General features: G+C 65.6%; 11 protein-coding genes. 6 read left to right on the plus strand and 5 right to left on the minus strand.

Features of this window, described 5'->3' with window-relative positions; translation table 11 throughout:
• Nucleotides 1-60: 60 nt before the first annotated feature.
• Entirely contained in the window at nucleotides 61-1,026 is a 966-nt protein-coding gene (gene bsh, locus BQ7391_RS00935) for a choloylglycine hydrolase (RefSeq protein ID WP_075278899.1), read from the minus strand.
• A 226-nt stretch (nucleotides 1,027-1,252) separates the two neighbouring features.
• Here bsh and glmU point away from each other — a divergent pair, with 226 nt between their 5' ends.
• From glmU to gltA, 5 genes are all read left to right on the plus strand, one after another.
• Nucleotides 1,253-2,647 (plus strand): bifunctional UDP-N-acetylglucosamine diphosphorylase/glucosamine-1-phosphate N-acetyltransferase GlmU, encoded by a 1,395-nt coding sequence (gene glmU, locus BQ7391_RS00940; protein ID WP_075278900.1) that lies wholly within the window; start codon nucleotides 1,253-1,255, stop codon nucleotides 2,645-2,647.
• Nucleotides 2,648-3,646, plus strand: coding sequence for a ribose-phosphate diphosphokinase (locus BQ7391_RS00945; RefSeq protein WP_075278901.1), 999 nt, complete (start codon nucleotides 2,648-2,650; stop codon nucleotides 3,644-3,646). It begins immediately after the preceding gene.
• A 92-nt stretch (nucleotides 3,647-3,738) separates the two neighbouring features.
• Nucleotides 3,739-4,305 (plus strand): aminoacyl-tRNA hydrolase, encoded by a 567-nt coding sequence (pth, locus tag BQ7391_RS00950; protein WP_075278902.1) that lies wholly within the window; start codon nucleotides 3,739-3,741, stop codon nucleotides 4,303-4,305.
• Nucleotides 4,306-4,628: 323 nt separating this feature from the next.
• Entirely contained in the window at nucleotides 4,629-5,471 is an 843-nt protein-coding gene (locus tag BQ7391_RS00955; RefSeq protein WP_075278903.1) for a sulfide/dihydroorotate dehydrogenase-like FAD/NAD-binding protein, read from the plus strand.
• A complete protein-coding gene (gltA, locus tag BQ7391_RS00960) occupies nucleotides 5,459-6,859 on the plus strand; it encodes an NADPH-dependent glutamate synthase (RefSeq protein ID WP_075278904.1) in 1,401 nt (466 codons plus the stop codon). The genes BQ7391_RS00955 and gltA overlap by 13 nt, the downstream gene beginning before the upstream one ends.
• 220 nt (nucleotides 6,860-7,079) lie before the next feature.
• On the opposite strand, the gene BQ7391_RS00965 is transcribed toward gltA, so the two are convergent.
• Complete coding sequence (locus BQ7391_RS00965) at nucleotides 7,080-7,979, minus strand: nucleotidyltransferase domain-containing protein (protein ID WP_075278905.1); 900 nt, start codon at nucleotides 7,977-7,979, stop codon at nucleotides 7,080-7,082.
• A gap of 27 nt (nucleotides 7,980-8,006) precedes the next feature.
• Entirely contained in the window at nucleotides 8,007-8,555 is a 549-nt protein-coding gene (locus BQ7391_RS00970) for a helix-turn-helix domain-containing protein (protein WP_075278906.1), read from the minus strand.
• A gap of 384 nt (nucleotides 8,556-8,939) precedes the next feature.
• Here BQ7391_RS00970 and BQ7391_RS00975 point away from each other — a divergent pair, with 384 nt between their 5' ends.
• The gene (locus BQ7391_RS00975; protein WP_075278907.1) at nucleotides 8,940-9,818 is read left to right on the plus strand and encodes a damage-control phosphatase ARMT1 family protein; all 879 of its coding nucleotides are present in this window, start codon (nucleotides 8,940-8,942) and stop codon (nucleotides 9,816-9,818) included.
• Between the two features lie 194 nt (nucleotides 9,819-10,012).
• Here BQ7391_RS00975 and groL read toward each other — a convergent pair whose 3' ends face one another.
• Nucleotides 10,013-11,650: a chaperonin GroEL gene (gene groL, locus BQ7391_RS00980; protein ID WP_075278908.1), complete on the minus strand. Its 1,638-nt coding sequence runs from the start codon at nucleotides 11,648-11,650 to the stop codon at nucleotides 10,013-10,015.
• A 53-nt stretch (nucleotides 11,651-11,703) separates the two neighbouring features.
• Nucleotides 11,704-11,994 (minus strand): co-chaperone GroES, encoded by a 291-nt coding sequence (groES, locus tag BQ7391_RS00985; RefSeq protein WP_075278909.1) that lies wholly within the window; start codon nucleotides 11,992-11,994, stop codon nucleotides 11,704-11,706.
• Nucleotides 11,995-12,285: the final 291 nt, after the last annotated feature.

The following is a 12,285-nucleotide window of genomic DNA, read 5'->3' on the forward strand; positions in this document are numbered from 1 at the left end:
GATCTTCTCCTTGTTCGATTGCTTTCGCTCGGCCCGGGGCGTGCCGCGGGACGCCCCGCGCTACGCCGCCGCCTCTACGAGCACCGGCTCCGTGCCCGCAAGGTCGCACCCCGAGAGCGGGTACGCCTTGATCGCGAGGTCGTCATAGGCCGCGTGATAGTAGGTGAGGCTCGCGGCGGAGAAGCAGCTCGTATAGAGCGTCCGCTCGAAGGCGCCGTCACCCATGCGCGCGCAGCCGTCCGGCACCGCCACCGACCCGAGGGTGCGGAAGAGGCGCGTGACGTTGGCGCGCTCCTCGTCCTGAACGGGGTAGTGCGTGTTCACGAACGCCGCCTTCGCAAAGCGAGAGGGGCCGCTGTAGTCGCCGGGCATACCGTGCATCCCCATGCCGGAGCCAAACGGGACGAGGCCCGCCCCTCCCCATGCCGCCCTGCCGGGCTCGCCCTCGGAGAGCGTCAGGTAGTTCCGCAGGTTCTGGCGCTGCCAGCCGAAGTCCGGCTCGTTGGTGAGCACGTCGACGTCGTCTTCCCACACCCGCAGGCCGCCCTCCAGGCACTCGACGACCACGCTGCCAGTGGCGTCGCCGATGATCCAGTGGAGGTTCGCGACGGGCAGCCGCTCGTTCACCGCGCGCGCGACGACGGTTACGCGCGCGAGCGCGGAGCGCACCTCGTCCACGCTGGAGAAGTTTCGCGCCACCCAGTAGGGGAACTCGTACGCCGCGACGTTCACGCCCCCGTCCGCCGGAGCTGAGGCGTAGCGGGCGCTCTGCGGGAAGTTGAGGCCGGCGACGGCGAGGCCGGCATCGTTGCCGCAGTCAAAGTAGAGCGGAACGCCGCCCACAACGATGCCCATGCCGATGACGGCGTGGCCCAGCTCGGGGTCACCCGGCCGCTCGAAGGCGGCCGGGACGCGCGCCGCGGGAGGGGTCATCACCACGCGCTCACCATAGCCCTGGGTCCAGTCCAGGTTGCGACCGAAGTACATGGCGCCGTTGGCGTCGGTGAAGCGAATCCCCGTGCACATGGGGCGGCCCCTTCCCCGTCCCGCCGCTCTTCTCGGCAAGACGCGTAGAATAACAAAACGACTATCTGTTACCCACATATTCTCGACGCAATCCCAAAGTGCGCCAGTTTTCCCGGAGCGTCTGAGAATTCGGCGTCAACCGGCGGACATGGCGCCGCATTTCTCCGCAGCTGAGCTATCATGATGACTATACGTTGGGACAACACAGCGCTTGGAGGCTCATCCCATGCCCATGACCGCGATCATCCTCGCCGCTGGCGAGGGAACGCGCATGAAGTCCCGCCACCCCAAGGTAATGCACAAGCTTCTCGACCGCCCGCTCGTCTCGTGGGTTACGCGCGCCGCGCGCGCCGCCGGCGCCGAGCGCATCGTGGTGGTCGTGGGCAACGGCGCCCAAGAGGTGCGGGACCATCTTGCCAACGAGAAGAACGTCGAGTTCGTCGAGCAGGCAGAGCGCCTGGGGACCGGCCATGCCGTCCGCGTGGCGCTCGAGGCGACCGGCATCGACGCCGGGCCCGTCGTCATCCTCAACGGCGACCTGCCGCTCATCGAGCCCGAGACGGTCCGCGCCTTCGCCGAGTCCGTGGCGGACGGCGGCCACGCCGCCTCCGTCCTCACGATGACCCCGCCCGACCCGCACGGCTACGGCCGCATCGAGCTCGCCGAGGACGGCACCGTCGCGCGCATCATCGAGCAGAAGGACTGCACCTCCGAGCAGGACGCGCGGCTTCTGGAGTGCAACGCTGGCTGCTACGCCTTCGACGGCGCGCTTCTCGCCGCCCACGTGAGCGAGATTGGCAACGACAACGCCCAGGGCGAGTACTACCTCCCCGACATGGTGGAGATCCTGCGCGGGCACGGCCACGCCACCACGATCGTCCACTGCGAGGACTACCGCGAGGGCCTCGGCGCCAACAACCGCGTGCAGCTCGCCGAGCTTGCCGCGCTCGCGCGCGATCGCATCAACGAGCGCCTCATGCTCGACGGCGTCACCATGCTCGACCCCGCCACCACCTGGGTTGGCCCCGACGTCACCGTGGGGCGTGACACCGTCCTTCTCCCCATGACGATGCTCTGGGGCGCAACGTCGGTGGGCGAGGAGTGCGTGCTCGGCCCCAACACGCGCCTCACGGACTGCACCGTCGCCGACCACGTCACCCTTGAGGAGACCGTGGGCGTGGACGTGACCATCGAGAAGGACGTCACCTGCGGCCCGCGCGCCTACCTGCGCGGCGGCGCCCACGTCCTGGCAGGGGCTCACGTGGGAACGCACGTGGAGATCAAGAACTCCGTGATCGGCGAGGGCTCCAAGGTCCCCCACCTCTCCTACATCGGCGACTGCACCATGGGTGCCGGCGTCAACATCGGCGGCGGGTCCATCACGTGCAACTACGACGGCGTGCACAAGAACCGCACCGTCATCGGCGACAACGTCTTCGTGGGCTCCGACACCATGATGGTCGCGCCCGTCACCATCGGCGACGGCGCGCTCGTGGGCGCCAGCTCCTGCGTCACCAAGGACGTCCCTGCCGACGCGCTCTACCTCGAGCGCAGCAAGGAGCGCATTGTTGAGGGGTACGCCGCCCGGCGTCTCGAGAGACTCAAGAAAGGTGAGGCATAGATGTACGAGAACCTGAGTGAGCCCATGCCGCTGAAGAAGGAGATCAAGCTCTACACCGGCACCGGCAACCCGGCCCTTTCCCAGAAGATCGCCGACATCCTGCACCTCGAGCTGCAGGGCCTGAAGATCGAGAAGTTCGCCAACGGCGAGATCTACGCCCGCTTCGACGAGTCCGTCCGCGGCGACGACGTCTTCTTCATCCAGTCCCTCGCCGGCCTCAACGTGAACGACCTCCTCATGGAGACGCTCGTCGTGGCCGACGCCGCCAAGCGCGCCTCCGCCTCCAAGTTCACCGCCGTGCTCCCCCACTACTGCTACGCGAGGCAGGACCGCAAGGCGTCCGCGCGCGAGCCCATCACCGCGCGCCTGGTGGCCAACCTCCTCGAGGCGGCCGGCGTCGACCAAGTCATCACCATCGACCTGCACCAGGGTCAGATTCAGGGCTTCTTTGACATCCCCGTGACGCACCTCACCGCGCTCTACCTCATCGGAGACTACTTCAAGCAGAAGGACTTCGACTGGGAGAACACCGTCGTCGTCTCCCCGGACATGGGCCGCGCCAAGGTTGCCAAGCGCCTCTCCGACTACCTGGGCTGCGAGGTCGCCATCGCCCACAAGAGCCGCCCGAAGCACAACGCGTCCGAGGTCATGGGTATCATCGGCAACATCGAGGGCAAGACCTGCATCGTCAACGACGACATGATCGACACCGCGGGCACCCTCTGCAACTCCGTCCGCAAGCTCAAGGAGATGGGCGCCGGCGACATCTACGTCTCCGCCACGCACGGCATCTTCTCCGGCGAGGCCATCCAGCGCCTCGAGGACGCGCCGCTCGTGGAGTGCGTGGTCACCGACATCATCCCCTGCGAGGTCGCCAACAAGCCGGACTCCAAGATTAAGTCCATTTCCGTGGCCAACGAGCTAGCTGAGGCCATCAACAGCGTCTACATGCGCCGCTCCGTCTCCGAGATCTTCGGCGGCCAGGGCGCCGAGATCTAGTCTGCAAATTGGGGACAGTCCCCAATTTGCAGAAACGTTTGATATTGCTGCGGGGCCGTCTTCGGGCGGCCCCGCCGTCCATGAGGAGAGCCATGCCAGCTGCAGCCAAGCCCGCCGCCATCCGCATCATCTGCGGCCTCGGCAACCCCGACGCCGAGTACGCGCGCACGCGGCACAACGCCGGCTTCGCCACCATTGACGCCATCGCCGCGCGACGGGGAGTGCGCTACTGGAAGTCTGAGGCAGGCGCGCAGGTGGCCTCGATCGCGGTGACCGACAGGGACGGCGAGAGGCGCGAGGTTCTTCTCGCCAAGCCGATGAGCTACATGAACACCTCGGGAGGGCCGCTCTCCAAGCTGGCGCGCGCGCACCGGGTTCGCCCCGAGGAGATTCTCGTGGTCCACGACGAGGTCGACCTGCCCGCGGGCGAGGTCAGGCTCAAGCTGGGCGGCGGTCTCAACGCGCACAACGGCCTGCGCTCCATCGCCGACAAGCTCGGCAGCCGCGACTTTGCGCGCGTGCAGTTTGGCATCGGCCGGCCACCCGGGCGCATGCAGGTGGCCGACTACGTGCTGCGCGAGCTTAAGGGCTCCTTCCTTGAGGACTTCGAGCTCACCGTGGAGCGCGCCGCGGACCTCGTGGAGCAGAGCCTGCAGTAGCGTTCCAGCGTGGAAAGGGGGCAGGCGTGCAAAGGGGACAGGCACTTTTGCACGGCCCCGTGCAAAAGTGCCTGTCCCCTTTGCACAAGTCTCTTATACACATCTCCGAGCCCACGAGACCGTACTAGATCTCGTATGCCGTCTTCTGCTTGAAAAAAAAAAAAAGACATACACATACACACATCTAACAACAGTCACGCCCCCCACCGGACTTCTTTCCCGCTAGCGGGCAATGCGCCCTCTCTGGGGTACAATTGAGGATGTTGGAATGGCCTCGACCGAGGCCTCAACACAAGAGGGAATGCAGGAGAGGAGTTCGGTTAATGTACAAGATCCTCGAAAAGACGCAGTTCTCTGAGAAGGTGTTCAAGTTTCGCATCGAGGCGCCCCGGATGGCCAAGCACGCTCACGCCGGCCAGTTCCTCATGGTGCGCGCCAACGAGACGGGCGAACGCGTCCCGTTCACGCTTGCGGGCTGGAACCCCGAGGAGGGCTGGGTCGAGTTCATCTTCATGGTGATCGGCAAGACCACGGAGATGCTGTCCACCTACGAGGAGGGCGACTCCATCCAGGACGTCACCGGCCCGCTCGGCCAGCCGACCGAGATGGCCGACGGTCCCTGCGCCGTCATCGGCGGCGGCGTCGGCCTCGCCATCGCCTACCCGGTGGCCAAGCACCTGGTGGAGACCGGCCACGAGGTCCACGCCATCATGGGCGCGCGCACCAAGGACCTGCTGCTGCTCGAGGAGCAGTTCCGCGAGCTCCTTCCGGAGGACCACATCCACATCACCACGGACGACGGCTCCTACGGCGAGAAGGGCGTCGTCACCGCACCGCTCGAGCGCCTGCTCCAGGACAAGGCCGTCTCCCAGGTCTTCTGCGTCGGCCCCGTGCCGATGATGAAGTTTTCCGCCCTCACCGCCGAGAAGTACGGCACGCCGATCACCGCGTCCCTCAACCCCATCATGGTCGACGGCACCGGCATGTGCGGCTGCTGCCGCGTCGAGGTCGACGGTCAGACGAAGTTCGCCTGCGTCGACGGTCCCGACTTTGACGCCACCAAGGTCGACTGGAACGACCTGCGCGCGCGTCAGGCCGCGTATCTCACCGAGGAGGGCCAGTCCCTCAAGGCCTATGAGGAGGCGAACTGCGCATGCCACAGGTAAACGGTCGCTTTGTTCCGGACATGAAGTCCCCGCGCACGCCGGACAACGAGGAGCCGGCCGCCGAGCGCGCGTGCGACTTCCGCCCCGTCGACAAGGGCTTCACCAAGGAGATGGCGCTGGCGGAGGCCGAGCGCTGCATGGACTGCAAGAAGCCGTTCTGCGTCGAGGGCTGCCCTGTCAACATCAACATCCCCAAGTTCATCGAGAAGATCCGCGAGGAGAAGTTCGGCGAGGCGCTGGACGTCATCCGCGAGGACTCGATGCTCCCCGCCATTTGCGGCCGCGTCTGCCCGCAGGAGAACCAGTGCGAGGGCAAGTGCATCCGCGGCAAGAAGGGCGACCCGGTGGCCATCGGCCAGCTGGAGCGCTTCCTCGGCGACCAGCCCGAGCTCGCCTCCAAGCCCAAGATGGCCCCCAAGAACGGCAAGAAGGTCGCCGTCGTGGGTTCCGGCCCCTCCGGCATCACCTGCGCCGGCGAGCTCGCCCGCAACGGCTTTGACGTCACCGTCTTCGAGGCCTTCTTCACCGGCGGCGGCGTGCTCGTCTACGGCATCCCCGAGTTCCGTCTGCCCAAGGCGGTCGTGAAGCGCGAGATCGACGGCCTGGAGGAGATGGGCGTCAAGTTTGAGTACAACTCCGTCGTGGGCCGCATCACCGACGCCGACGAGCTCTTCGCCGAGGGCTTCGACGCCATCTACATCGCCACGGGCGCCGGCCTGCCCAAGTTCCTCAACGTCCCCGGCGAGAACCTGCCCAACGTCTTCTTCGCCAACGAGTACCTCACGCGCGTGAACCTCATGAAGGCGAACAAGTTCCCCGAGTACGACACGCCCACCAAGCACGGCAAGAACGTCGTGGTCTTTGGCGGCGGCAACGTGGCCATGGACGCCGTGCGCACCGCCAAGCGCCTGGGCGCCGAGCGCGCGATCATCGCCTACCGCCGTACCGAGGCCGAGATGCCCGCCCGTCGCGCCGAGCTTCACCACGCCAAGGCCGAGGGCGTCGAGGTCATGCCGCTCGTGGCGCCGCTCGAGTTCGTCAAGGGCGAGGATGGCGCCGTCTGCGCCGTTCGCGTGCAGAAGATGGAGCTCGGCGAGCCCGATGCCTCCGGCCGTCGCCGCCCCGTGCCCATCGAGGGCGCCATCGAGGAGATCCCCTGCGACGTGGCCATCTCCGCCATCGGCACCAACGCCAACCCGTTCGCCAAGATGATCGGCGACATCAAGCTCAACAAGTGGGGCTACATCATCGCCGACGAGGACGGCCGCACCTCCGACCCGCGCATCTGGGCCGGCGGCGACATCGTCACCGGCGCGGCCACGGTCATCCTGGCCATGGGCGCCGGCAAGACCGCGGCGGCCTCCATCACGAGGACGCTCGTCGGGTAGCGAGAAGAACCTCCGACCTGACGGCCCCGCCGGTTTTCACGCGGAAGCGCACTTCAACTTCCGCTTAGAAAACCGGCGGGGCCTTTTGCTGTCGCGAGGTTCTTCTCGTCAGGAGCCGCCGAAGGGCGTCTGCCGGTTTGGGAGCTCGCGGTCCGCGCTTGGTGCCCCGACATCGAGTGCGGGCTAGAGCGCGCTCGACGCCCGCACTCGAGCACAAAACTCAAGAAGTGGGCCGCACTCCCTGACCCATCTCCGGAAACCTGCCCGCACTCGATACGCGGCTTGAGATGGGCGCGTCGGCAATCAGCACGCCCTTGCGTTCGGCAAAGAGCAGGGTGCCCATGCCATCCTTGGCCCATGAGAGAAAGCGTGCGTCAAGCTTTGCGGCAAGGTCGTCTTCCGCGTTGGCGAGAAACGCTTCGAGAGCGCTGAGGATGGCCCGCGCGGCTTCCGGACAATCTCCGCGCCCCAAGTGGGCATAGATGTCCTCGAGAAGCTGGTAGTCTTCTGCGGGAATGAGCTCGTTGATCTTCTTCAGTCCGAGAAACGCGTAGCGCCGGTCGTATTGGCTGCGAACCAGCACGGAGAGCCCGCCCACCGCATCGCTCATGATCTTTGCAGCCCAGGCGTCGTTTCTGCGCGCATACGCAGAGCTCGCCTCAACAAGGCAGTAGATCGCAGACGAGAAGCACCGGCAGAGCTCCTCGTCCGTCACGTCCGCGCGCATAGGCGTCACGTCCTTGAAGATGCCCGCCGGATCGTATGCCGCGACGACGGGATCAAGGTTGCCGACCTGCTGGGGCTCGGCCACGTAAAGGTCCACATGGAGGGCGTCGGAGAAAATCGCAAGCTTCTGAGGCAGCCCAAAGTCAACGTCCTCGATGAAGACGATGTCGCCGTACGCCGCCAGGTACCTCTCGCGTCGCTCCAGCGCGGCATCGCGATTCTGAGGAGAGACGACGAGATAGAGATCGATGTCGGAGAACTCATCCGCATCGCCGCGGGCAATCGAGCCCTTGAGGACGACCGCCTCGCACAGACCGTCGGCAACCGCAGCATCAACGATGCGCGCGACGGCCTCGTCAAGGCGCGCGATGCCCGTGAATCGCCTCTCGTCCAACGTCGCCCCTCCCTAGGTCCGGACACGCTACTCCAGCGAGATGACCACGTGGTCGCCGTCATCCCCGTCGACCTCGACGAGCGTGCCCTTCTCGCCGTGCTTGATCGCCTCCGCGATGAGCGCCGCGTCAATGTCAGCATTGTTGAGGTTCAGGTTGACGGCACCGGGAAGCTTGGAGCTGGCGCCGAGCACGGCGCTCGCCATGCCCAAGGGGACGTTGATGTTCACCACGTCTCCGTCGCTGCTGTCCACCTGGATGTGGAGCTTCTTGGGCCTGGGCCCATCCGCACGCGACGGCGCGGGCTGAGGCTTTGGTGCGGGCTGAGGCTCAGGTGCGGGCTCCGCAGACGCAATCTCCTGGCCCTTGCGACCCTCCAGCAGCTCGTCCACGGTCACGCCGAGCGTGCGCGCGAGCTCCGGCAGCAGCATGATGTCGGGCGCGCTGAGGTCGTTCTCCCACTTGCTCACCGCCTGCGCCGTCACGCCCATCTTCATGGCAAGGCGCTCCTGCGTCATGCCGCACTCCAGACGCAGCCGCGCGATGCGACGTCCCAGCGTCTCGTCCCTCTCGTCCATAGTCGGTCCTTTCCTCGGGTTCCTCCGTGCGGCTCCCACTGTGACATCCCCCTCGGTTGAGTTCCACCAACCATCCTTCGACTTGCGATTCCACCAGTTTACCAGCGAGGACAACCAGTGGTTGTCCTCGCTGGAACCGTGAAAGTATGCCCGAGGGTCCTCCTTGGTCGAGCGGCGGCGATGGGGGCGCCGGGCGAGAGGGCACGCCGGTCTCCTCCCCACTGGGGGAGGAGACCCGATTGGATTGCCTAATTAGTCTCGTCAGCAGAACCCTCTGTCGAGCGGTCTCCCCGACAGAGAAATGGCGGGAATGAAGAAGCCGGCGGGGACCCTCCAACCGCGCACATGCTATCGTTTTGGCAAGCCGATGCGCAGGAGGACGCCATGGAAACCACCTTGAAGAAGGCCGACTGCCGGGAGTGCTACGCCAAGCAGATGCACGAGCTCGCCGCGCTCTGCCAGCTTGACGATGCGACGCTCGGGCAGATGCTTGCCATCAAGGACGAAGTCATCGCAGGCATGGGCGGCGAGCGCATCCGTCCGGACCGCATGGGCGAGCTTCTCTCCCGCGTGGCACCGCTCCTGGGGACCGACGACCCCTATCGTGACATCAAGCGCGCGTACAATCAGCTGCTGCTAGACCGCGAGAAGGACTGCGCCGACCGAATCCTGACCGCGGACGAGCCCTTCCAGCTTGCCCTGCGCTATGCGGTAGCTGGGAACCTCGTTGACTTTGGCGGGAAGAACTCCTTCACGCGCGAGGATGTGACGGCGCTGATCGACCGGGCCCCCGAGATTGCGTTTGCGATTGACGACTCCGGGGTTCTTCTCGACGCGGTACGCTCTGCCCGCTCCATCATGTATCTCGCCGACAACTGCGGCGAGATCGTCCTGGACAAGCTCTTGATCGAACAGATCCTGCGTGAGAACCCCACCGTCCAGGTGACCTATGGCGTGCGCGGGGGACCCGTCATCAACGACGTCACGCTCGATGACGCCGAGCAGGTGGGCATGGCGAACGTCGCCCGTGTGCTCTCCAGCGGCGTGGCAACCCCCACCACCGTGCTCTCGGCCAGCACCGATGAGTTTAGGAGCGCGTTCTTTGACGCTGACCTTGTCATCAGCAAGGGCATGGGCAACTTTGAGGTGCTTGTCGACGGCTGTGGGCGCAAGGACGTCTACTTCCTCCTCATGACCAAGTGCCCCCTCGTAGCGGACCTCATGGACACCCCGCTCATGTCCTTCGTCTGCAAGCGGGGGTAGTACCGCTCTTTGCGCCACGGGGCGAGCTTCTTCAAGCCCCATTGCCGTATCCAGCAAGTCCTCAGAGGGTCGAGGCCCTTTGCGACCTCAACACGAGAAGGGTCGCCCCGGATGTTCCGGAGAGAAGTTTCGCGCAGCGCACTTCTCGAAGGAACATCCGGGGCGACCCGGACCGAGCGTGTTAGGCCGTGAGCCTAGTACATGCCACCCTGGCCGCCCTGGGCAGCCGCCGCGGAGATGGCCTCCTCGATGGTGGTGTTCTTGGGCTCGTCGGAGACGGTGGCCTCGGTGATGAGAATCAGCGACGCCACGGAGGCGGCGTTCTGCAGCGTGACGCGGCAGACCTTGACCGGGTCGAGCACGCCCATCTCAATCATGTCGCCGTACTCGCCGGTGGCGGAGTCAAGGCCCTGGCCGGCAGGCAGGCCCTTGATCTTCTCGGCCACGACGGAGCCCTCGAACCCGGCGTTGTTGGCGATGGTCTTCACGGGCGCCTCGAGGGCCTTGCGGACAATCTCCACGCCGATCTTCTCGTCGGAGTCGACGGTCTCAACGGTATCGAGGACCTTGGAAGCCTCGAGGAACGCCACGCCGCCGCCGGCGACGATGCCCTCCTCAACGGCCGCGCGGGTCGCCTGCAGGGCGTCCTCGATGCGGTGCTTGATCTCCTTGAGCTCGACCTCGGTGGCAGCGCCGACCTTGATGACGGCCACGCCGCCAGCCAGCTTGGCGAGGCGCTCCTGGAGCTTCTCCTTGTCGAAGTCGGAGGTGGTCACGTCGTACTCGGCCTTGATCTGGGCGATACGCTCGTCGATGGCCTCCTTGGAGCCGGCACCGCCGACGATGGTGGTGTCGTCCTTGGAAATCTTGACGGACTTGGCGCGGCCGAGCATCTCGGCGGTGACGTCGGTGAGCTGGACGCCGAGCTCCTTCATGGCCACCTGGCCGCCGGTCAGGATGGCGATGTCCTCGAGCATGCGCTTGCGGCGGTCGCCGTAGCCGGGGGCCTTGACGGCGCAGACGTTGAGGACGCCACGGAGCTTGTTGAGGATCAGCGTGGCAAGGGCCTCACCGTCCACGTCCTCGGCGATGATGAGCAGCGGGGCGCCCTGCTTCTGGACGGCCTCGAGAATCGGCAGGATGTCCTGGATGTTGGAGACCTTCTGGTCGGTCATGAGAATGTACGGGGAGTCAAGCTCGGCCGTCATGGTCTCGTTGTTGGTGGAGAAGTACGGGGAGATGTAGCCCTTGTCGAACTGCATGCCCTCGACGGTGTCGATGTCGATGCCGAAGGTCTGGGACTCCTCGACGGTGATGACGCCGTCCTTGCCCACGACCTCCATGGCGTCGGAGATCTTGGCGCCAATCTCGGGGTCGGAGGCGGAGATGGTGCCGACGGAGGCAATCTGCTTCTTGGTGGAGACCTCCTGCGCGGTGCTGCGCATCTGGTCGACAACGGCGTTCACGGCCTTGTCGACGCCGCGACGGATGGCGATGGGGTTGGCACCGGCGGCCACGTTGCGCAGGCCCTCGTTGACGATGACCTGGGCGAGGAGCGTGGCGGTGGTGGTGCCGTCACCCACGGCGTCGTTGGTCTTGGTGGCGACCTCCTTCACGAGCTGGGCGCCCATGTTCTCGATGGGGTCCTTGAGCTCGATCTCCTTGGCCACGGAGACGCCGTCGTTGGTGATGGTGGGGGCGCCGTAGGAGCGCTGCAGGGCCACGTAGCGGCCCTTGGGGCCCATGGTGGTGGTCACGGCGTCGGCAAGGGTGTTCACGCCCTTGGCGAGCTTGGCGCGAGCGTCGGTGCCGAAAAGAATGTCCTTAGCCATTTCTCTTGATCCTTTCCGAAAGTGCAAAAGTGACTGTCACTTTTGCACGGTTTCTAGTCCTCGATGACGGCGTAGATGTCGTCGGCGCGCAGGAGCAGGAAGTCCTCGCCGTCGATCTTCACCTCGTTGCCGCCGAACTTGCCGTAGTAGACCTCGTCGCCAACCTTAACGTCGATGGCGATGCGCTCGCCCTTGTCGTTCATCTTGCCAGCGCCCACGGCGACGACCTGGCCGCGCTGCGGCTTCTCCTGCGCGCCGCTGGAGATGTAGAGACCGGTAGAGGTCTTCTCCTCCTTGGGGGCGGGCTTCACGAGAACGCGATCACCAAGCGGCTTCAGAGTCATAGTAAGGAACCTCCTTCTTGCGCCCGAACGGGCGTGTTTCTGCGGTGCGGGTGACGTCGTGCACCGCCCTGTCCAACGTTCAGAATAATACCCAGCCGCACGGACTTATACCACCTCGCGTAAAAAAATCTTCCAACTCGCACTTAGATTTTCTGAGGCGCAGCGGAGCAGGAGGAACGGGCGCGCCGCTTGCCCGCGCTTTTCGCCGCACGCGGATAGGAGCGCGGGGGCGGGGTACGTCGCGCGGCATTCAGGGTACGATAAGCTCACCACACCCCGGACGGGAGGGCG

The sequence above is a fragment of the Thermophilibacter provencensis genome (assembly GCF_900128445.1).
Lineage (GTDB): Bacteria > Actinomycetota > Coriobacteriia > Coriobacteriales > Atopobiaceae > Thermophilibacter > Thermophilibacter provencensis.